Below are 21,814 nucleotides of genomic sequence, written 5' to 3' on the forward strand. Positions count from 1 at the left end.
GTTATTTAGTGCGTGGATCAAAACCGTAACGTTTGAACACTTCAGAAGCCGCAGGGGTTTTCAAGTATTCGTAGTAGTCACGAGTCGCTTTATTATCTTGATCTTTAACAATAGCCATTGGATATTCAACAGGTTTATGAGAATCTGCTGGGAAAATACCCACAACTTTCACTTTTTGGCTTGCGACAGCATCAGAGCCATACACAATACCTAAAGGTGCTTCTTGGCGTTCAACCAGTGCCATACCACTGCGGACGTTATTGGTACGCGCTAATAATGGACTAACCGTTTCCCATGCCCCTAAGTTACCTAATGCTTCTTTAGCATAGATACCAACTGGCACGTGGTCAGGGTCACCCACCGCTAACCGGCCGCCATCTAACAGTTTTTTCCAATCTGTTTGCTTATTAATTTCGACTTTATCGATTTTTGAATCTTTTGGAGCGATTAATACTAGCTCATTACCTAATAAGGTATAGCGTGTATTTTCGACCATTAATTGTTTATCGATAGCGTAATCCATCCACTGTTGGTCAGCAGAAATAAACAGATTCGCTGGCGCGCCTTGTTCAATTTGTCGTGCTAATGTGGAAGACGAGGCATAAGATGCCACCACTTCTACATTGGATTCTTTTTTGTATTGTTCTGAGATTTCATTCAGCGCGTTAGTTAAAGAGGCAGCAGCGAAAACGGTAATTTTATCAGCGGCAAAGCTGTTGCTTGCCATTGTTAACGTTAATGTTGCACCAGCAAGAAGAGATACCAAACCTTTTTTCATTTTAATCCACCATAGTATTAGTCAACACGCTATATATATCAGGACACAGCGATAACTTAAAGTTAAACTACGTATAAAAGTGTGCTGGCTCAAGAAATGATGCAATTTTGCTGCACCTTATCGTAGCACGTTAAAAAAAGGTGAGTTCTTCGCGCTTGTCACTCCATCGTTTTTATATCGGAGTAAACATATGCCACTTGATATTTTATCGGCACTTTTAATTCAAATTTTAATTTTTACGGTGAATTTGTGAATCATCGAGATCCCAAACGAATAGAAGAAACGATAATGCTGATAACTCAATCTGCTTCAAAGCATATTTCCCCCGAACAATTACACAATTTATTAATTGGAAAAATCGCTGACAAGCTGGGTTTAACTACATTGTTCATAAAAATAAAAAACCCCCTGATTGCATTGACAATCAAGGGGTCTATGATCAATTCGAACTGTACTCGCTACGCGTTACTTGTTCTCAGTATTATGATGATGTGGTACGTGCGCTTTAGACAGTAAGTTAAAGAATGCGCCTAAGCCATAAATCAAGCCCATGATTAAAAACATCACAACGGGAACCATCATCAGAGCAAAACCTAAACTTTTAATGAGTTCTAACATAAAAAAGCCTCTTCAGTGATACTGTACCCACCAGCCTACAAGATACGCTGACGAGGGAAAATTCGACTCTCAATACATCTATTATAAATACAATGATTATAAATCAAATCAAAATAATAACGCATAATCACGTTATAATGCAGACTATTTTAGACAAAATATTATACTAACGACATACTAAACGTGCTTTTTAACTCTGTCACCACCAACCTAGCTGGAAGGGAGAAAAATATGCAGGCAGAAATCTTACTCACACTTAAATTGCAGGGCAGCTTATTCGCTGATCCACGCCGTATCGCACTACTCAAACAAATTAAAGCGACCGGTTCTATCAGCCAAGGCGCTAAACTTGCAGGTATTAGTTATAAAAGTGCTTGGGATGCCATCAATGAGATGAACCAACTCACCGATGATATTCTGGTTGATCGCGCAACTGGAGGAAAAGGTGGTGGTGGCACCACATTAACACATTACGGCGAAAGACTGCTTCAACTGTATGATTTATTAGCACAAATCCAGCAAAAAGCCTTTGATGTTCTCAAAGAGGATAATTTACCCCTTGATAGTCTACTTGCGGCAATTTCGCGCTTTTCACTGCAAACGAGTGCACGTAACCAGTTTTTCGGTACATTAATTGCTCGCGACCATACACATGTCCAACAACACGTTCAAATCCGTTTAGCGGATAACAGTACAGTGATCAATGCTGCACTGACTGAGCAAAGTGCTAACCGTTTAGGGTTAGTCGAAGGCAAAGAAGTGCTCGCATTAATTAAAGCGCCTTGGGTTAAGCTCAGCAAACAACCAAACCAAACCGAGTTTGATAACCGTCTTGAAGGCAAAATCACTACACTAGAACGTGGTAAAGATAATAGCGAAGTGATTGTCACACTAACAGGTGGTGAAACACTCTGTTCAACCCTGTCAAATAGTGACGTTGATGCGCAATCTTTACAAGTTAACGATACGATCACTGCGCTTTTCAATGCAGACCAAGTGATTGTCGCTACCCTTTGCTAAATAAATCGGCTTACTTGCTTGAAAAAGTAAGTAAGCATTCACCTTTTTCTTTCGCCTTCCTCGCTCAATTGTTGACTTTATTCTCAATCCTGATTATTTCTGTTAGATAACAAGGTAAATATTCATGATAAGGAAGCTTGATGAGCGCAATAACAATACAACATAGCAGCTTTAAGCTCAGTGAAACACAAACGCTTGATATTCCACAACTCAATATTAATAAAGGTGAAAGCTGGGCATTTATTGGTTCTAACGGCAGTGGTAAATCATCACTGGCTCGCGTTCTTTCCAACGAGCTCAAACCACTTTCTGGTGTTGTCAAAAATACCTTTAACGCCCCTGTTCGCCTTTCGTTTGAACAACTGCAAAAAATCATTAGTGAAGAGTGGCAACGTAATAATACCGACCTGCTCAGTGATGATGAGGAAGATACTGGTTATACCGCTGCTGAAATCATTCAATTTAACCATAAAGACAATGAATATTGCTTAGAACTCGCCGCACGATTTGGCATCCGTGACTTACTTTCTCGTCGTTTTAAATATCTTTCTACAGGGGAAACACGTAAAGTTCTGTTATGCCAGACATTAATGGGTAATCCTGATCTACTGATTTTAGATGAGCCCTTTGATGGCTTAGATGTCTATTCACGTAGCAACTTGAGCGAACTACTCTACAGTTTGTCTGAAAAAGGCCTAACGTTAGTTTTAGTATTAAACCGCTTTGATGAACTTCCCGATTATATTGAAAATATGGGTGTGGTAGCGGATTGTAAATTAACGCTGTCTGGTGATAGAGAGTCAGTGCTTGCTAACACCCTAATTAACCAGTTACAACACAGTGAAAAAATTAAGCAGCTTTCCATTCCAGATACAGAAGACCCAACAAACGATGAAAAACTGGATGATACAACCCCACGTATCATTTTAAATAATGGTGTCATCAGTTATAACGACAAGCCCATTTTGCATGGATTAACTTGGCATGTTAACCCTGGTGAACACTGGCAAATTATTGGTGAAAATGGCGCAGGGAAATCCACCTTATTAAGCTTAATCACAGGCGATCATCCACAAGGCTATAGCAATGATTTAACTTTATTTGGCCGCCGCCGCGGCAGCGGAGAAACCATTTGGGACATTAAGCGCCATATCGGTTATGTGAGTAACAGTATTCATCAAGAATATCGTGTCGCCACCAGTGTGCTGAATGTGATTATTTCGGGTTTCCACGATTCCATCGGTTTATACCAAACACCATCGGATCGCCAGATACAATTAGCGTATGAATGGTTAGCACTGCTAGGATTTTCTACCCAAACTGCGCAGCAACCTTTCCATAGCCTTTCTTGGGGTCAACAACGATTAGTGTTAATCGCTCGGGCACTTGTCAAACATCCAGCGATGCTCATTTTAGATGAGCCCCTTCAAGGGCTTGATGGCCTGAATAGGTTACTTGTTTTGCGCTTTATTGATGTCATGCTCAAGCAAGGCAACACCCAGTTGCTATTTGTTACCCACCATCAAGAAGATGCGCCATCCTGTATAACTCACCGGTTAACTTTTGTCCCTGAGAACGGGAAATATCGCTACAATATTGAAGAGGTTATCTGTCGCTAAAAAGGGTCAGCAATTTGGCAAATAAACCAAGTTGCTGATAGCTTTTCATAAAGCCGCAAGATGCTTTGCTTGATATCCATCATGAGAATATGTAAACAGTGATTTTATCGCTTGCTGTATCGATTCAATTCGAGTTAAATTTACTGTATCGACAAATTAATTAACCATAAAAACAAATATCGCTATTGTGTCGTATTTGTTTTTCACATTGATAGGGATAAAAAACAAGTTGCACTGGCGTTCAAGTTGACTATCCCTATAATGTAGGTCAGCAACAATTCATTTCTAATTAGAATGTACTGATAGGAGTTTTAGCTATGGCTGTAACTAAACTGGTTTTAGTAAGACACGGTGAAAGTGAGTGGAACAAAGAAAACCGCTTCACAGGTTGGACGGATGTTGAGTTATCTGATAAAGGCCGCGAAGAAGCAAAAGTTGCGGGCCAATTACTAAAAGATGAAGGCTTTGTCTTTGATTTTGCTTACACTTCTGTGCTGAAACGCGCTATCCATACTCTGTGGAACATTCTTGATCAAGTTGAACAGCAATGGCTGCCAGTTGAAAAAAGCTGGAAACTGAATGAGCGCCACTACGGTGCTCTGCAAGGTTTAGACAAATCAGAAACTGCGGCAAAATACGGTGACGAGCAAGTTAAACTGTGGCGCCGTGGCTTCGCCATCACTCCACCAGATCTGACTAAAGATGATGAGCGTTACCCAGGTCACGATCCACGCTATGCAAAACTGTCAGAGAGCGAATTGCCTGTAACAGAAAGCTTAGCAACCACTATCGAACGTGTTGTTCCTTATTGGGAAGAAGTAATTAAGCCACGCGTTGCAAGTGGTGAGAAAGTGATTATTGCTGCGCACGGTAACTCACTGCGTGCACTGGTGAAATACTTGGATAACATGGGTGAAGATGAAATTCTGAACCTGAACATCCCAACTGCTGTACCTATGGTTTATGAGTTCGATGAAAACATGAAACCAATCAAACGTTACTACTTAGGTAACCAAGACGAAATCGCAGCAAAACAAGCTGCGGTAGCGAACCAAGGTAAAGCGAAGTAAGTATTCACTTTATATTACCGAGAAAGGGTTAAGCGCAAGCTTAGCCCTTTTTTATTATCCTTTGTTCTCTTTCCTACAAAAATTACCAACTCAAGGTGTTAGAAATTCAAATAACCGACTATCATAGGGAAAATTTTTTGAAAGGTTGATAAAACAACGAAATGAATAAATTTAATATCTATGTTTGGGTTGGCCTTGTGCTTAGCGCCAGCATTTTAGGTTCACTTCTGTATATGATCAATGCAGGTGAATTGGTCATTGATGGCTCCAATGGTGCCGCCAACCATGAATTAATGAAAACGTTGATGATCATTGCTTGCGTCAGCTTTCCAATCCAAATCATTAGCATGATGGTACTGGCCTATAAGCCTAAACTTTCTATCGTTTTAGCGATTCTCAGTAGCGTTGCCTTAATGCCAATCACAATTGTATTTGCCATGGGAATGATTTTTTCGGCCACACGCTGGCGTTATCGTCAATTAGAGCCATTTGATACCAGCCTTAATGTCGGCTTTACTGAGAAGGTTGAATTTAATAAACGTAATAACCGCATTGTTGTAATTTCCCTTGGAATCATCAGCATTGCCTTTATTTTATTGAGCCAAAGTTTGGGGATGTTTTTATTTGTTCTAACCATTTTCCTTGGTTACTTTGGTAAAAAAGCAAGTGATAACCTCTATTTAGCTATTAAAGACGCGCAGTTTTATATTCGCCCAAATATTTTTGCACATTGTTATCGCATTCCACTAAAAAACGTTACTTATGTGAAAGGTGAAAAAGGGAAAGTGTTCTTTGATGTTCAAACCTCAGAGGGACCATTGCAATTAACCGCGACACCGGCAAATGCAACACCTGAAGAACAAGCTAATTTAAAAGCATTTCTCGAAAAGCTCCCCAAAAATCAATAGAAAACAAAAAATCACGGCCTGCGAACAAGCTGGCCGTGATTCACTTAATTAACTTGAGGCACCATAGGTATAAATGGCTTAATGAGCCCTACTTTTATTGCAGCATCATTAATAGCATGAGTATCTAGAACCTTAAACCCTGCAAGAGAGATCGTTAATTGTTCTGAAACATCATTTTTTGTAAGTTCAAATAAATTTAAAATATTTACGTTTTTATCTTGTAGGCTAATGCCTGCTTGTTCAAAATAAACTTTAAGTTCGTTATTTTCTTTTAATAGACTCTTACTGTATTCTTTATAGTCTTCAATTTCAGCCTTTATATCACTAATATTACCTTCATCTAGTTCTTTATTTTCTAAATAATTATTAAGATTAACAATTTCACCCTCGAGATATTTTATATACTCTTCATTACCTTTAAACTCTCGAATATAATTATAACCATCATAGATTTTATTGTTTTTATAAAAGTACGCTTGATGATATAAATCATCAATGTTCTCTTTAGTTTGGCTTATTTTATTATTTAATTCATAGCCACTCTCATTTAAATCTTGAAATATTGACTGAAATCCATGTTCTATTCCATTGAGATCAGCGATATCATCCAGATTAAATTTCGGTGCTAGTTTTAGTGTATTTTTTAATCTATCTTTTTTATCTGAGATAAATTTTTCAAATGCTTTAATATCATTAGGTGATTTCTGATATGCTTCAATTTGAACTAATAACACATCTAACGCTTCCATTTGTTCTTGCAACGTTGGGACAAAAGAGTTCAATTCATTTTGATACATTAACATAAGGATAATACTTTCATGCTCAATACCATAATAAGTATCCGTTTTTTCAATCAGCACATCTCTAAGCTTACTACTATTTAAAACTATTTCTTTTTTATATTTATTATACTTATCAATTAGCCCAAGCACTTTCGAATGCAAATCGGTCGCCATTCTCATTGTATTTATTTTATAGTTAACATTACTATATTTATTATATCTCATTTTAAAGCCCTTTTAAATTTACATTTTAAAAGCCATCTAGCGAAAAATAAAAATACGCCATAAAACTAAAAACAACAAATTTAGTTTTATTATAATGTAAAAATAAAAAATGATGATAATGATAAATAAGTAAACTAAGAGATTTTATGAATAAATAATAAAAAACCTATTCTAATAATATGAATAGGTTTTTATTTAATCTTATTGAATAACTTATTTATTTCGACGCGCTATCACTGCATCTGATAATTGACGTAATACTTTTTCAGTATCTCCCCAACCAATACACGCATCAGTGACACTTTTACCATAAACGAGTGGTTCGCCTGACTCTAAGTCTTGATTACCTTCAACAAGGTTACTTTCAATCATAATACCGGTGATTGAACGATCACCATTGCTAATTTGTTCGCTGACATCCGCCGCGACTTCCATCTGTTTTTCGAATTTTTTACAACTATTGGCATGGCTGAAGTCAATCATAATGCTCGGCACTAAACCTGCTTTTTCTAAGCCTTCTCGCACTTCTTTAACGTGTTTAGCGCTGTAATTTGGCTCTTTACCACCACGTAAGATGATATGGCAGTCTGGGTTCCCCCCTGTGTTGACAATGGCTGAATGACCCCATTTAGTCACAGACAAGAAACAGTGGGCTGAACGGGCAGAGTTAATCGCATCGATAGCGATTTTAATCGTGCCGTCTGTCCCATTTTTAAAACCAACAGGGCAAGAAAGACCTGAAGCTAATTCACGGTGAATTTGCGATTCGGTGGTACGTGCACCAATTGCCCCCCAACTCATTAAATCTGCAACATATTGTGGGCTAATCACATCCAGAAACTCCCCTGCAGTGGGCAACCCTTGGTTATTAATCGTTAATAACAATTCACGCGCAATACGTAAGCCTTCGTTAATATCAAAGCTATGATCCATACGAGGGTCATTAATTAAGCCTTTCCAACCAACCGTGGTACGTGGTTTTTCAAAATATACACGCATGACGATTTCTAACGAGCCTTTTAGTTCTTCACGCAACTGACCTAAACGCTCTGCGTACTCTAGTGCAGCTTTCGTGTCATGAATCGAGCATGGGCCAATCACCACCACAAGGCGGTCATCTTTACCCGCTAAAATATTATGAATAGCAAGGCGTGCTTCATGAACGGTAAACGCAGCTTTATCGGTTGCTGGAAATTTTTCAAGCAGAGCAATAGGGGGTAATAATTCTTTTATTTGTTTAATTCTGACGTCATCGTTCTGATAGTTCATACCTGTATATCCAATGTTTATTATTTTTTACTGTTGTTGATTTGCATACCTAATTTATCCCAAGCTAGAGCACAAAATAAACCTATGAGCTCGCTCACTGCACTTAAAAGATGAATTGATAACTTAAAAGATAATCGGCATCGAATTTTTAATCTAACCGTTCAGCGAACATCTGTAAACAGCCTAGCGCACTCAGAAACAAGGGATTTATCTACGGCTGATTATAAAATGAGGAGAAATATGAATATTCAGCACAATAAGTAGGCTAAATTCACATTTTACAGCGTTAAAAATAAGTAAAACGGCTAAATAACGAGGATATTACTTTAGCCGTTTTCTGTTTTTTTTCAGGTTATAGACGAGATAAAGGCGATGAACCATTATCTTTTGCTGATTTTATCCAAAGTCGGGAGCCATTTAAGGCTATACCCAGTAAAATAAGGTATTCCAACGACATCGCATATACCCCTTGGATAAAGAAAATTACAATGCTTATCACATTAATGATCACCCAGAGTAACCAGTTTTCAACGTACTTACGCGTCATTAAGATCATTGCAACTACAGAAAGAATGGTCATTGTCGAATCCCAGAACGGGAATGCATCAGGCTCTATGGTTGGCATCGCCAAATTAGCACCAAGCATATTCAAGAGCTCAACCGCCCAAGTCGCAAGCACACCAAATACCACATCAATATTAAAAGTCAGATAAAGAACCGCTAATACCGAAAGCACTAAGGTGACAGAGGCTTTTGGTAGGCTTAACCAGCGGATCTTTAATTCCGCTTGCTGGGAGCTGTTCACGCGGCTCCATGCATACCAACCATAAATATTAGCGACAAAGAAAAATATCTGTAAAAGTAAATTCGCATACAATTGAATCTGAAAGAAAATGACAGCAAATAGAGAAACGTTAATTAAACCAAACAGATAATTAATCGTTTTCTCTAAACTTGCCAGTAAGATGCAAAGTAAACCCGCTATTGTCCCGACGGCCTCAATATACGATAAATCATACACGGAACCCCATAGAGGAATTTGTACTAACGTATTGGCTGTACTAAAAAAATCCATCCCGAAATCCTTTTAAATGTTAGTCAATATTATATTGCTCAGTATTGCATTTTAATTATGCTGGTTATTTTAGACTCTGTGCAAAATTTAGCATTTTATTCAGCGGTAATAACGCTTTTTTACGTAAATCATCACTAACATGTATTTGATGGCTCTGAGAATTTCCTTCTAGTGCCTCTGCAATCGCTTTTAAGCCATTCATCGCCATCCAAGGACAATGTGCACATGTTCGACATGTTGCCCCCTCTCCAGCGGTTGGCGCAATATATAAAGCTTTTTCTGGGCAAGCCTGCTGCATTTTATAAAAAATCCCTTTATCCGTTGCCACAATCATGGATGGATTAGGTAAATTTTGTGCTGCTTTAATTAATTGACTTGTGGAACCGACTGCATCGGCAAGATCAACAATGGCTTGAGGAGATTCAGGGTGAACCAACACGGCAGCTTCAGGATAAAGCGCTTTCATTTTTTCCAAGGACTGTGTTTTAAATTCATCATGCACAATACACGCGCCTTCCCAGCACAGAATATCTGCACCAGTTTGCTGCTGTACATATCGTCCAAGATGGCGATCGGGTGCCCAAATAATTTTTTCACCTAAGCTGTCAAGGTGCTCTATTAACTCAACGGCAATACTGGAGGTTACAACCCAATCTGCACGGGCTTTTACCGCAGCTGACGTATTAGCGTATACCACCACGGTTCTATCTGGATGAGCATCACAAAAGCGAATAAATTCGTCTTCTGGACAACCAAGATCAAGGGAGCATTGAGCGTCCAATGTTGGCATCAAAACGTTTTTTTCTGGGCTGAGTATTTTGGCGGTTTCACCCATAAATTTTACGCCAGCAACCACTAATGTTGATGCAGAATGTTTAGCGCCAAAACGTGCCATTTCTAACGAGTCTGCGACGCACCCACCAGTTTCTTCTGCCAATGCTTGAATTTCAGGATCGGTATAGTAGTGTGCAACGATAACGGCATTTTTTTCAATCAGCAATGATTTAATCTGCTCACGATAAAACGCTTTTTCATCCGAGCTTAATATCGCGGGTTTCGGTGGGAATGGGTAAACTGACTGTTCAAAATCGATAAACACGCTCATTTCTTGCCTCTGTTTAGCATAAAACGATTTTATGACTTTAATTAAGTTTAAAATCGAAAAATAAAGCAATTTTGTTTTATATACTAAACAAGATACTCCACTTTGTTTAAGAAGTCTCCATCCATTTTACTTATTAATGTGTATTTTCAGACATTCTTTTCGCTTTTCTACTCTTTTTTCGCTTGAAACTTCGCTTTTGTTACGTTTTATCGGTATCTTAGCGCTTCCTGTGATATTGAATAGGCCAGCTATGGAATCACCTGCATCGTTAATAAATAAAATAATTTCTATTTCACTACTCGACCCGAGAATTGAAGTCGTGGTATTAACAGGTTCGCGAGGTCGGGAACAAGATATCGACAGTTATTCCGACATTGATATCGAATTAATCGGCCATGGCGTGACAGAACTCTTTCAACAAAAGCATTGGATTGATAACTTTGGCAAACCACTCGCTGCGCTTCATTTACTTAACTTGGAAGATGATGCCCCTGATTGGCCAACCTGCTTAGTTATCTATGAACAAGGCCGCAAAGTGGATTTTACTTTCGCGGAACCTGAACGCCTAGAAAAAATGAAGCTTGAGGGGTTAGACGCCACATTTTCACGGGGCTTTGCTGTTTTATTAGATAAAACGGGGATCACTGATGGTCTACCTGAAAGTGCCAATTCAACCTCTTTAATACCCGTCCTCTTGAGCTCCAGTGAATTTGCTGAGACTGTTACCGATTTTTGGCATGAAGCTCACCAAGTAGCAATTGCATTAACACGTGATGAGTTATGGGTGGCGTGGTCACGAAGCGCAGATATGAAACAGTATTTTCTGACGCTGATTGAGCATCTGGTTTCTATCCAAGGTGAGCATGTTTGGTATAAAGGCCGTAAGTACCATGAATGGATGCCATTGAAATATGTTCAAGCGCTAGAAATCATTTTTAATTGCAGTACAGCAGAGAAAGCGGCGTTATCATTACAGTGTTTAATGCGTTGTTTTGCTGAAGTTAGTGTAAGTCTAGCGAAATTACAGGGTTATGACGATATGCATGATATGGCTGAGAAAATGCAAGAGTTAGTGATTGGTTTTTTATTGGACAACGGATTATTACCAGAAAAGTAGTCATTTTAAGTAAAGCATAGCAAGGGAATGCGGTGTTTTTGATTAGGTCAGTATTTTCTATACCTGCAACCAGCTTGTCGAGGTATGACAACCGATTGAGTATTGACTGGATTATGCATTGGATACTGCGATGTGTGGCTTGAGATGGTGGGTCGTGCAGGATTTAAATCCTTCGGATTTAGCCTTCGGCCTGAACCTGCAACCAGCTTGTCGAGGTATGGCTAACCGATTGAGTATTGACTGGATTATGTATTGGATACTGCGATGCGTGGCTTGAGATGGTGGGTCGTGCAGGATTTAAATCCTTCGGATTTAGCCTTCGGCCTGAACCTGTAACCAGCTTGTCGAGGTATGGCTAACCGATTGAGTATTGACTGGATTATGCATTGGATACTGCGATGTGTGGCTTGAGATGGTGGGTCGTGCAGGATTCGAACCTGCGACCAATTGATTAAAAGTCAACTGCTCTACCGACTGAGCTAACGACCCATCTGAACAACTTTAAATTTTAAATTGCTTACTGCTTGAGATGGTGGGTCGTGCAGGATTCGAACCTGCGACCAATTGATTAAAAGTCAACTGCTCTACCGACTGAGCTAACGACCCATCTGAACAACTTTAAATTTTAAATTGCTTACTGCTTTAGATGGTGGGTCGTGCAGGATTCGAACCTGCGACCAATTGATTAAAAGTCAACTGCTCTACCGACTGAGCTAACGACCCATCTGAACAACTTTAAATTTTAAACTGCTTACTGCTTGAGATGGTGGGTCGTGCAGGATTCGAACCTGCGACCAATTGATTAAAAGTCAACTGCTCTACCGACTGAGCTAACGACCCATCTTGTAAATCTTTTCTAACTAGTCGCCGTTTCTTACCCTTCGGGTTGAACCTGCAACCATCTTGTAAAACTCAATCAATCTACCGACTGAGCTAACGACCCATTTTATAACACTCAATCAATCTACCGACTGAGTTAACGGTTCATTTAAAACTAAATTTCTTACTGTCTTGCGAGATTTTCGGTTAACCGTATTCTCGTATCAACGGCGGCTTATATTACTGATTTCTGACGAGGGTGCAATGATTTTTTTGCATAAAAAGATTGAATGCACATTTATCATACTGATAACCCCGAAATATTCGGCAATATCGCTTCGGGGCTAGGAATTAAAGTGCGCTTAGCTTTTTTTCAGCTAATTTAGAGCCCGCACTGTTTGGATATTGTTTCAATACCTGTTGGTAAACAGCTTTCGCTTTATCTTTTTGTCCCTTGTCTTGCATGATCAGCCCAACTTTATATAAAGCTTCACTGCTTTTTTGGGATTTTGGATATTGCTTCACTACAGTGGCAAAGTAGAATGCAGCGTCGTCCTTGCTACCTTTATTGTAGTTTAACTGCCCCAACCAATAGTTGGCGTTAGATTGATATCCTGACTTAGGGTAGGCTTTAACAAAGCCTTGTAATGCACCGATAGCATCATCAATTTGAGCTTTTGATTTGCTTTCCATTGCGAGCTTAACCGCAGCATTGTAATCATCTTTCTCATTTCCACCCGTGTTGGCTGTTGCCGCTGGCGTATTTGAGGAAGATGATGTATTTGCTGAACTTGTATCTGGCGCATCACCTGAGTTAGCTGAATTGCCGCCACCCGCATTGTCTAATTGCATGTACAAATCTTTTTGGCGCTCAATGACTTGATTCAATTTGTATTCACTTTCTTGAATCTGACCACGTAACATATCGATATCACGTTGGTTATCAGCGAGTTGCTGTTGAATTTGATACAGAATTTGACCTTGAGAAGATACTGCAGTCTCAAGTTGGGATAGACGGTCACCTGGAGAACCAGATCCGACATTGTTGATTGGCGCTTGGGCAATAGCGGCCCAAGGGGCCGCTACGCCAACCAATAACGACAGACCGACTAGTAAGTGTCTGAAGTTACTGTTCATAATAGATAATTTCGCTTATCTATTAGTATGCAATGACTGCACGACGGTTTTTCGCGTAGTCTGCTTCAGTATGACCTAACACAGCTGGTTTTTCTTTACCGTAAGAAACCAGTGAAACTTGGTCACCAGAAACACCTTTGCTTTGCAGGTACATTTTAACTGCATTAGCACGACGCTCGCCCAGTGCGATGTTGTATTCTGGAGTACCACGCTCATCCGCATGACCTTCAACAACAACACGTACAGATGGGTTGCTACGCAGGAATGCTGCGTGTGCATCTAACATATCAGCGTATTCTGGAGATACGTTGTATTTGTCAAAACCAAAGTAAACAGTGTTGTTTTGTTGCAGCTGTTCCATTTGCTGACGTGCCAGCTCTTCCGCAGACAGACCAGTGTTAGTTTGGTTAGTAGAAGTATCTACGCCATCTTGGTCATTGTTTTTGTTAGAGCTACAAGCTGCGACTGCCATGATTGGTAACGCGATCATCAGCCCTTTAAGCACTTTATTCAGTTGCATCGTTTTGATCCTTAATATTTTTTGCCACACATTATTATTATGCATCACAGATACGGAGACCAGGCAGGGAATTTAACCTGTCCATCAGTCGCCGGAAGACGCGCTTTGAAACGCCCGTCGGTCGAAACTAGCTGCAATATAGTCCCCAAGCCTTGAGAGGAGCTATAAATTACCATAGTGCCGTTAGGTGCGATACTCGGCGTTTCATCTAGGAACGTTTTCGTTAAAAACTCAACGTTATTCGTTGCCAGATCTTGTTTGGCGACATGTTGCTGACCGCCGCCGGAGCTGACCATCACTAAGAAAGTACCATCCGGGCTAACGTCAGCATCCTGATTTTGTGTTCCTTCCCAAGAGACACGTGTCGGGCTGCCACCATTAATATTCATTTTATAAATCTGCGGGCGTCCCGCCTGATCTGAAGTATAGACCAAAGTTTGGCTATCTGGCATCCAACTTGGCTCAGTATTATTACTGCGACCATCGGTTACCTGACGAATTTGCCCACTTGCTAAGTCCATAACATATAAATTCAGGCTGCCTGTTTTAGACAGTGCAAATGCCAATTTTGTCCCATCAGGAGAGAATGCAGGTGCCCCATTATGACGTGGGAAAGATGCAACCTGACGAACTGCCCCTGAAGACAAAGTTTGAATGACAAGTGCTGAACTACCGCTTTCAAAAGTTACATACGCCAGTTTTTCACCATCTGGTGACCAAGCTGGCGACATTAAAGGTTCTGGTGAACGGTGAACCGTGAATTGGTTAAAACCGTCATAATCAGAAACTCGTAATTCATATGGATACTGACCGCCTTTGTTCACAACAACATATGCAATACGTGTACGGAATGCGCCACGAATGCCTGTCAGTTTCTCAAAGACTTCATCACTTGCAGTGTGCGCTGCATAACGCAACCACTCTTTAGTGACTTTAAATTGGTTTTGAGATAATACAGCACCTGGGTTAGCAGCAACATCCACTAACTGATAGCTAACCACAAAACTACCATCTGCTGCTGGCTGTACTTGGCCCACAACCACCGCATTAATCCCTAATGCAGTCCATGCATCCGGAATGACTTCCGATGCAGTGCCGGGTTGTTGAGGCATACGGCTTGGCTCAATCGGGTTAAATTTCCCGCTATTACGTAAATCAGCACCTACGATTTGGCCAACTTCTTGTGGTGGCGCACCTGCACCAGACCATTTAAAAGGTACCACACCAATTGGTTGAGCTGAGTTTACACCTTCAGTGATCTCAATACGTATTTCAGCCTGAGCCACTGTCGCCCATAGCATTAGGAACCCTAAAACTACTTTAAAAGCCTGCTTCATTCTTATCTCCCTTATTGCGTATTATTTACCACCGCAATAATTCGCTGAATTTTAACAAAGGTATAATAACAAAACTAGATACCACGCAAACTATTTATGCTATTGCCATAAAATTTTCAATACAGATAGATCTGAGTTATTGAAAATCAAGGTTTAAACACAACAGTGCTACCTGCTTTATTAAATGTATCATAGACCTCACGGCTAGGTGGTTTTGGCATTGTCGCAAGTTTCGCTGCTCTAATTGCCGCATCACATAACGCTGCATCATTGGTCGGGCTATTCTTTGGCGTAATACTCACCAATAATCCATCTGGAGCAAGTTTCAATTGTAGCTCACAAGTCCGCCCACGAAACGTATCCGAATCATAGAACTTACTTTGAATCGCCGCTTTGACTTTCCCTGCATAACTGTCTACATCTGCATTAGAGGCGCCAGATTTTTTACCACCACCACTTCCAGCAGCGGCTTGGCCACCTTTTTTGCTTGGGCCTGATGCGGTTAAATCACCGAGTAAATCATCAACTGAAGCGGCATTCTTGGCAGCTTCTGCTTTGGCTTTCGCGGCTTTTGCTTTGGCTTCTTTGTCTGCTTTTTCTTTCGCTTCTTTATCTGCCTTGGCTTTCGCTTCTTTATCGGCTTTTACTTTGGCCTCTTTTTCGGCTTTTTCTTTGGCTTCTTTTTCAGCTTTTTCTTTGGCTTCTTTTTCAGCTTTAGCTTTAGCAGCTTCGGCTTCTTTTTGCGCTTGAGCTTCGGCTTTGGCTTTTTCTGCCGCTTGCTCTTTAATTAATTTTTCTTTCTCTGCTTTTGCTTTTGCAGCCGCTTCTTCCGCAATTTTCTGCTCTTCCTTCGCTTTCTTCGCGGCATCTAACGCTTTTTTCTGTTGTTCCTCAGCTTGTTTTTGTTGCTCAGCTGTATCACGTTCAGTTTTAATCCGCTCTTCTTCCAGTTTTTGAAGGCGTTTTTGTTCCTTCTCTTGCTGTTCTCTTAGCTCAGCGTCTTGTTTCTGCTCTTGTTCTTTGCGCTCTTTAGCCGCTTGTCTGGCCATGTTTTGTTGTTTTTGCATTTCTTCATACTGCTCAACAACCACGCCAGGGTCGACCATCACCGCATCGATGACAGTCCCTTCTTCTCCGCCACCACCAAGTTTGACGACGGAAACTAAAGAGCCTATAACGATCAAACCAATCAACAGGACGTGCAGAACCACTGACATCACAAGTGACCGGTTTAAGTTATCTTTTTTCTCTTTTGTCTTTCCCACTCTGGTATCCAAAAAAAGATGTGTGACTTATTCAAACCCACAACAACCCAGCCTAGATAGGCTGAGTCATCAAGCCGACAGATTTAATCCCTGCGCTGTGCAAAATGTTCAATGCTTTAATCACTTCTTCATAAGGCACTTCTTTTGCCCCCCCAATTAAGAAAATCGCTTTGGGATTTTTCGCTAATTGAGCTTTAGCTTCAGCTGCAATCTGTTCTGGTGGAAGCAATTCTAACACCTCGCCATCAAGGCGCATATTGTATTGCCCCACTCCCGATACTTCTAAAATAATCGGTGGGTTATCACTTGATGATACGGTTTGTGTATCAGTTGCATCCGGCAATTCAACTTCCACGCTTTGAGAAATAATTGGTGCAGTTGCCATAAAGATCAGCAAAAGTACCAATAATACGTCCAGCAATGGAACAATGTTAATTTCGGATTTCAGCTCACGTCTGCGACTTGTGCGCGCCATTCGCTTATCTCCCCGTATTATTTCTTATCAGCAGAGAAGGCTTGACGATGCAAGATGGCTAAAAATTCTTCCATAAAGTTATCGTAGCTTTGTTCTAACTTGTTGACACGCTGGTTTAAACGGTTATACGCCATCACCGCTGGTATTGCGGCAAACAGACCAATTGCTGTCGCGATCAGCGCTTCTGCAATACCAGGTGCAACCATTTGCAATGTCGCTTGTTTAACCGCACCTAATGCGATAAATGCATGCATGATCCCCCAAACCGTACCAAATAAACCAATATATGGGCTAATAGACCCGACGGTACCTAAGAATGGGATATGTGCCTCTACGGATTCTAATTCACGATTCATTGAAATACGCATTGCACGGGAAGCCCCTGTAACCACGGCATCAGGTGCATGAATATTCGCTTGATGTAAACGAACAAACTCTTTAAAGCCCGAGTGGAAAATTTGTTCTGCGCCACTGAGTTCATCACGACGCGCTTGGCTTTCTTTATATAAGCGCGATAGCTCGATTCCTGACCAGAACTTATCCTCGAATGCCTCTGCTTCACGGCTAGCGGCATTTAAAATTTTGGTTCTTTGAATGATGATCGCCCATGATGCAATAGAAAAACCGATCAAAACGAACATAATAAGCTGAACCAAAAGGCTCGCTTTTAGGAATAAATCCAGGATATTCATGTCAGTCACTGTTTAAACTCCGCGACAATAGACTTAGGAAGCGCTGTAGGCTTCATTTTTGATGTGTCCACACAAGCAATTAGGGCATTAGCCCCACAAAGCAGGTTACCTTGCGAATCAACTAACCTTTGATGAAAGGTTAATGAGGCGCGTTTCATTTCAACGATTTGCGTCTCAACTTCCAACATATCATCCAACCGAGCGCCCTTCACAAAATCAATTGTCATGCTACGCACAACAAAGCCAAGGTTCTCAGTAAGCATACTTTGCTGATTGATCCCTTTATTTCGCAACATTTCTGTTCTTGCTCGCTCAAAAAAAGCTAAATAGCGCGCGTGATAAACCACACCGCCCGCATCTGTATCTTCATAATACACGCGAACAGGCCAGCGAAATAACATATCAACCACTCCGTCTTAGGTTAAATTCATTAACGGTGCCACTATACGCAAGACAGTGTCAGTTTGGAATCACTTTGAAAGTAAAGATATCAAAAATAATTATGGGTCCATTGACCCACAATTAGCAATTAGAATTATCTAAAGACTTGAAAAAGTCCCCAGATAAGAATGATGGCGGCTGGCAATGGGTGAAAAACGGCACGAAAGATAACTTTTTGAGGTTTAAAACCCACCCCAAAAATCATCGCTGTACAGGTTGCCCAAATTAATAACAAGCCTTGCCATATTTGGAAAGAACTGGTTTTGGCTGCGAACATAGTTGGGTCCCACATTACCGCACCAGCTGTCACTAAAGCTAAAATAAGGATAAGGGCCCTTATCGGCCCCTTATCCAATAGCTGATAGGTTTTATCCACCAGCATTTACTTACTCACCATCTTTAGCGGCTTTAGAGTCTTCAGAGTGCTCTAACGCTAATGCTGCAATCACTGCAAAACTACAAGCTAACAGCGTGCCGAGGATCCAGGCGAAATACCACATAGTTATGCTCCTTAATACAGTGAGTGCTTGTTGCCTTCGATGAAGTTTTTGTCCAGACGACCAAACATTTTGTAGTAACACCATGCGGTGTATGCCAGTACGATTGGAACAAAGATAATAGCAACCACAGTCATCACTTGCAGAGTGAACAAGCTAGAAGTCGCATCCCACATGGTCAAGCTTGCATTTGGCATGATGCTTGAAGGCATGATGAATGGGAACATTGCTACACCACAAGTTAAAATGATACAAGCGATGGTTAATGAAGAACTGACAAACGCCCAACCATTTTTGTCCGCTTTACTGAATAACATCGTCAGTAATGGCAGAGCCAGACCTAGTCCAGGCAGAGCCCACAGGATTGGATAGGTGTTGAAGTTAGTCAACCATGCACCTGAAACTACTTCGACTGTTTTGTTCAGTGGGTTAGAAACACCAAGTGTATCAATAGTTGAAGTTACAACATAACCATCAATCGCCATCACTAACCAGACACCCGCACCAGCAAACGCAAGCAGAGTGACTAACGCACAGATATAAGTTGCTTTACGAACACGTAAGTATAGTTCGCCAGTAGTACGCATTTGCAGATAAGTTGCACCTTGGGTAACAATCATCATTAAACCGACTACACCGGCTAACAGGCCATATGGGTTCAGCAGACCAAACAGGTTACCAGTATAAGTCAGGTACTGTTGGCTATCGATTTGCAGTGGAACACCCAGTAACAGGTTACCAAACGCAACACCGATAACTAATGGTGGAACGAAACCACCAATAAACAGACCCCAGTCCCACATGTTACGCCATTTTGGGTTCTCCAGTTTTGAACGGTAGTCGAAACCAACCGGACGGAAGAACAATGCCGCTAAGACCAAAATCATGGCGATATAGAAACCAGAGAATGATGCAGCATAGACTTGTGGCCATGCAGCAAACATCGCACCACCCGCTGTGATTAACCAAACTTGGTTACCATCCCAGTGCGGTGCAACGGCATTAATCATGATACGGCGTTCAGTATCTGTTTTACCTAAGATAGGTAATAAGAAGCCAACGCCCATGTCAAAGCCATCCGTGACAGCAAATCCAATCAGTAATACACCGATAAGGATCCACCACACAAACCGAAGAACTTCATAATCAAACATAAGTGGCTCCTATTTACTGAACGTCGTGTGCAGAAGTGTTTTTCTGTTCAAAGTGATAACGACCGGTTTTTAGGCTGCTAGGCCCTTTACGAGCGAATTTGAACATTAAGAACATTTCAGCAATTAAGAACAGTGTGTACAGACCACAGATCAGTACCATAGAGAAGATCAGGTCATGAGTTGTCAAATTAGAGTGTGCGACCGAAACAGGTAACACTTCACCAATTGCCCATGGCTGACGACCATATTCTGCAACGAACCAACCTGCTTCAATTGCAATCCATGGTAATGGAATACCGATCAAGGCGATACGTAACAGCAGTTTGCTTTGACCAATACGGTTGCGAACGACTGACAGGAATGCCCAGCTGATGATTAACAGTAACAGGAAGCCGACACCAACCATGATACGGAATGCCCAGAACAGAGGACCGACGTTCGGGATACTGTCTTTAACTGCTTTTTGAATCTGCGCTTCTGTCGCATCAACAACATTTGGTGCATATTGTTTTAACAGAAGACCGTAACCCAGATCTTTTTTGCTTGCTTCGAATGCTGCACGCAAATCAGGATCTTTGTTACCCGCTAAAAGCTCTTGTAACTGACCATATGCAACCATACCGTTACGGATACGAACTTCATGCTGTTTCATCAGGTCTTTCAGGCCTAATACAGGCGTATCAATAGAACGAGTTGCAATGATACCCATCGCCCAAGGAATCGAGATAGCAAATTTGTTTTCTTGCTTCTCAGTATCTGGCCAAGCGATTAAGTTAAACGCAGCTGGTGGAGCATGGGTTTCCCACTCTGCTTCAACAGCAGCTAGTTTGGTTTTTTGAACGTCACCCATTTCGTAACCTGATTCATCACCAAGAACGATAACAGACAGAACGGCAGCAATACCAAAACTTGCAGCAATTGCAAAAGAACGTTTAGCAAAAGCAACATCACGACCTTTAAGCAGGTAGTAAGAGCTAATACCAAGGATAAACATTGCACCGGTACAATAACCCGCAGCAACTGTGTGGACGAACTTAACCTGCGCAACTGGGTTTAAGACTAGCTCAGAGAAGCTAACCATTTCCATACGCATTGTTTCGAAGTTGAAATCAGCGGCGATTGGGTTTTGCATCCAACCATTCGCAACTAAGATCCACAAAGCAGAGAAGTTAGAACCTAAAGCAACTAACCATGTTACAGCTAGGTGTTGTTTTTTGCTTAAACGATCCCAACCAAAGAAGAATAAACCGACAAACGTTGATTCTAGGAAGAACGCCATCAGACCTTCGATTGCAAGAGGTGCACCGAAGATATCTCCAACATAGTGCGCGTAGTAAGACCAGTTAGTACCAAATTGGAACTCCATGGTCAGACCCGTTGCAACACCCAGAGCAAAGTTAATACCAAATAACTTACCCCAGAACTTAGTCATATCTTTATAAATTTGCTTGCCAGACAGCACATATACCGTTTCCATGATCGCAAGCAAAAACGCCATACCGAGCGTTAATGGTACGAACAGGAAGTGATACATCGCAGTTAAGGCAAACTGTAATCGTGACAGTTCGACAATATCAAACATCTTGACTCCTTGCTCCTAGCAGGAAGACACCGACTTGCGGCAACCCAGCTTCCAAATTATGTTTTTAGAAAGCCTCTTAACTACCAGCAAAAAATGCCTCAAAACAACAAATAATTAACAAAATTAAAAGAACGAACGTTACTATAATAATAGTACGCCTATCTTCACACACAATAAACTTCTTTTACGTGACTCAGATTTGAATTCTGAATTTACATCAATAATTATACCCTTTAATAGAAAATCGAGTATTTGATCGAGCACCAATTTAAGCAATTTAACAAAATAAAGCTAGCTCCAATGAATTGA

At 40.9% G+C, this 21,814-nt stretch carries 22 protein-coding genes and 4 tRNA genes; 5 read left to right on the forward strand and 21 right to left on the reverse strand.

All coding sequences use genetic code 11. The features are described from left to right. Window position 1: 1 nt before the first annotated feature. Together modA and KDJ85_RS12000 are read right to left on the reverse strand one after the other, a co-directional pair. Window positions 2–778 carry a molybdate ABC transporter substrate-binding protein gene (gene modA / locus KDJ85_RS11995; RefSeq protein ID WP_377210610.1) on the reverse strand — a complete coding sequence of 259 codons (777 nt, stop codon included), beginning with the start codon at window positions 776–778 and terminating at the stop codon, window positions 2–4. Between the two features lie 465 nt (window positions 779–1,243). Next, window positions 1,244–1,396, reverse strand: coding sequence for an AcrZ family multidrug efflux pump-associated protein (locus tag KDJ85_RS12000; RefSeq protein ID WP_004256731.1), 153 nt, complete (start codon window positions 1,394–1,396; stop codon window positions 1,244–1,246). Between the two features lie 231 nt (window positions 1,397–1,627). On the opposite strand from KDJ85_RS12000, the gene modE reads away from it, so the two are divergent. From modE to KDJ85_RS12020, 4 genes are all read left to right on the forward strand, one after another. After that, window positions 1,628–2,416, forward strand: coding sequence for a molybdenum-dependent transcriptional regulator (modE, locus tag KDJ85_RS12005; RefSeq protein ID WP_225819875.1), 789 nt, complete (start codon window positions 1,628–1,630; stop codon window positions 2,414–2,416). 140 nt (window positions 2,417–2,556) lie between these two features. Next, complete coding sequence (gene modF, locus KDJ85_RS12010; RefSeq protein WP_225819876.1) at window positions 2,557–4,035, forward strand: molybdate ABC transporter ATP-binding protein ModF; 1,479 nt, start codon at window positions 2,557–2,559, stop codon at window positions 4,033–4,035. A 317-nt stretch (window positions 4,036–4,352) separates the two neighbouring features. Beyond that, complete coding sequence (gpmA, locus tag KDJ85_RS12015; protein WP_225819877.1) at window positions 4,353–5,105, forward strand: 2,3-diphosphoglycerate-dependent phosphoglycerate mutase; 753 nt, start codon at window positions 4,353–4,355, stop codon at window positions 5,103–5,105. Window positions 5,106–5,266: 161 nt separating this feature from the next. Beyond that, window positions 5,267–6,013, forward strand: coding sequence for a hypothetical protein (locus tag KDJ85_RS12020; protein WP_225819878.1), 747 nt, complete (start codon window positions 5,267–5,269; stop codon window positions 6,011–6,013). Window positions 6,014–6,057: 44 nt separating this feature from the next. Here the strand turns inward: KDJ85_RS12020 and KDJ85_RS12025 are convergent, their stop codons facing one another. The 4 genes from KDJ85_RS12025 to nadA form a co-directional block, all read right to left on the reverse strand. Continuing rightward, the gene (locus KDJ85_RS12025) at window positions 6,058–7,020 is read right to left on the reverse strand and encodes a hypothetical protein (RefSeq protein WP_225819879.1); all 963 of its coding nucleotides are present in this window, start codon (window positions 7,018–7,020) and stop codon (window positions 6,058–6,060) included. A gap of 213 nt (window positions 7,021–7,233) precedes the next feature. Continuing rightward, window positions 7,234–8,289: a 3-deoxy-7-phosphoheptulonate synthase AroG gene (gene aroG, locus KDJ85_RS12030; RefSeq protein WP_225819880.1), complete on the reverse strand. Its 1,056-nt coding sequence runs from the start codon at window positions 8,287–8,289 to the stop codon at window positions 7,234–7,236. Between the two features lie 352 nt (window positions 8,290–8,641). Next, window positions 8,642–9,364 carry a nicotinamide riboside transporter PnuC gene (gene pnuC / locus KDJ85_RS12035; RefSeq protein WP_225819881.1) on the reverse strand — a complete coding sequence of 241 codons (723 nt, stop codon included), beginning with the start codon at window positions 9,362–9,364 and terminating at the stop codon, window positions 8,642–8,644. A 64-nt stretch (window positions 9,365–9,428) separates the two neighbouring features. Next, on the reverse strand, window positions 9,429–10,469 hold the full coding sequence (gene nadA, locus KDJ85_RS12040) for a quinolinate synthase NadA (protein WP_225819882.1): 1,041 nt from the start codon (window positions 10,467–10,469) through the stop codon (window positions 9,429–9,431). Window positions 10,470–10,719: 250 nt separating this feature from the next. Here nadA and KDJ85_RS12045 point away from each other — a divergent pair, with 250 nt between their 5' ends. Next, the gene (locus KDJ85_RS12045; protein ID WP_225819883.1) at window positions 10,720–11,586 is read left to right on the forward strand and encodes an aminoglycoside 6-adenylyltransferase; all 867 of its coding nucleotides are present in this window, start codon (window positions 10,720–10,722) and stop codon (window positions 11,584–11,586) included. A 413-nt stretch (window positions 11,587–11,999) separates the two neighbouring features. On the opposite strand, the gene KDJ85_RS12050 is transcribed toward KDJ85_RS12045, so the two are convergent. The 15 genes from KDJ85_RS12050 to cydA all read right to left on the reverse strand — a co-directional run bounded on the left by KDJ85_RS12050 (window position 12,000) and on the right by cydA (window position 21,505). Beyond that, window positions 12,000–12,075, reverse strand: a tRNA-Lys gene (locus tag KDJ85_RS12050). Window positions 12,076–12,116: 41 nt separating this feature from the next. Then, a tRNA-Lys gene (locus KDJ85_RS12055) sits at window positions 12,117–12,192 on the reverse strand. Between the two features lie 41 nt (window positions 12,193–12,233). Next, window positions 12,234–12,309: transfer RNA gene (locus tag KDJ85_RS12060), tRNA-Lys, on the reverse strand. A gap of 41 nt (window positions 12,310–12,350) precedes the next feature. Next, window positions 12,351–12,426 (reverse strand) — tRNA-Lys (locus KDJ85_RS12065). Window positions 12,427–12,756: 330 nt separating this feature from the next. Further along, window positions 12,757–13,542: a cell division protein CpoB gene (gene cpoB, locus KDJ85_RS12070; protein WP_225819884.1), complete on the reverse strand. Its 786-nt coding sequence runs from the start codon at window positions 13,540–13,542 to the stop codon at window positions 12,757–12,759. Between the two features lie 22 nt (window positions 13,543–13,564). Continuing rightward, complete coding sequence (pal, locus tag KDJ85_RS12075; protein ID WP_047756402.1) at window positions 13,565–14,062, reverse strand: peptidoglycan-associated lipoprotein Pal; 498 nt, start codon at window positions 14,060–14,062, stop codon at window positions 13,565–13,567. 44 nt (window positions 14,063–14,106) lie between these two features. Further along, window positions 14,107–15,399 (reverse strand): Tol-Pal system beta propeller repeat protein TolB, encoded by a 1,293-nt coding sequence (gene tolB, locus KDJ85_RS12080; protein WP_206085310.1) that lies wholly within the window; start codon window positions 15,397–15,399, stop codon window positions 14,107–14,109. Between the two features lie 146 nt (window positions 15,400–15,545). After that, entirely contained in the window at window positions 15,546–16,664 is a 1,119-nt protein-coding gene (gene tolA / locus KDJ85_RS12085; protein WP_206085309.1) for a cell envelope integrity protein TolA, read from the reverse strand. Window positions 16,665–16,716: 52 nt separating this feature from the next. After that, entirely contained in the window at window positions 16,717–17,139 is a 423-nt protein-coding gene (gene tolR / locus KDJ85_RS12090) for a colicin uptake protein TolR (protein WP_047756399.1), read from the reverse strand. Between the two features lie 17 nt (window positions 17,140–17,156). Further along, on the reverse strand, window positions 17,157–17,840 hold the full coding sequence (gene tolQ, locus KDJ85_RS12095) for a Tol-Pal system protein TolQ (protein WP_206085308.1): 684 nt from the start codon (window positions 17,838–17,840) through the stop codon (window positions 17,157–17,159). Further along, entirely contained in the window at window positions 17,837–18,241 is a 405-nt protein-coding gene (gene ybgC / locus KDJ85_RS12100) for a tol-pal system-associated acyl-CoA thioesterase (protein ID WP_219244294.1), read from the reverse strand. Before ybgC ends, tolQ begins: the two co-directional genes overlap by 4 nt. A 125-nt stretch (window positions 18,242–18,366) precedes the next feature. Next, window positions 18,367–18,654 carry a cyd operon protein YbgE gene (ybgE, locus tag KDJ85_RS12105; protein WP_206085306.1) on the reverse strand — a complete coding sequence of 96 codons (288 nt, stop codon included), beginning with the start codon at window positions 18,652–18,654 and terminating at the stop codon, window positions 18,367–18,369. 4 nt (window positions 18,655–18,658) lie between these two features. Continuing rightward, window positions 18,659–18,772, reverse strand: a complete 114-nt coding sequence (gene cydX, locus KDJ85_RS12110; protein ID WP_004909083.1) for a cytochrome bd-I oxidase subunit CydX — start codon at window positions 18,770–18,772, stop codon at window positions 18,659–18,661. 11 nt (window positions 18,773–18,783) lie between these two features. Next, complete coding sequence (gene cydB / locus KDJ85_RS12115) at window positions 18,784–19,923, reverse strand: cytochrome d ubiquinol oxidase subunit II (protein WP_225819885.1); 1,140 nt, start codon at window positions 19,921–19,923, stop codon at window positions 18,784–18,786. A 13-nt stretch (window positions 19,924–19,936) separates the two neighbouring features. After that, window positions 19,937–21,505: a cytochrome ubiquinol oxidase subunit I gene (gene cydA / locus KDJ85_RS12120; protein ID WP_206085304.1), complete on the reverse strand. Its 1,569-nt coding sequence runs from the start codon at window positions 21,503–21,505 to the stop codon at window positions 19,937–19,939. Window positions 21,506–21,814 lie beyond the last annotated feature (309 nt).

The organism is Providencia vermicola (genome assembly GCF_020381325.1).
Classification (GTDB): Bacteria; Pseudomonadota; Gammaproteobacteria; order Enterobacterales; family Enterobacteriaceae; genus Providencia; species Providencia vermicola.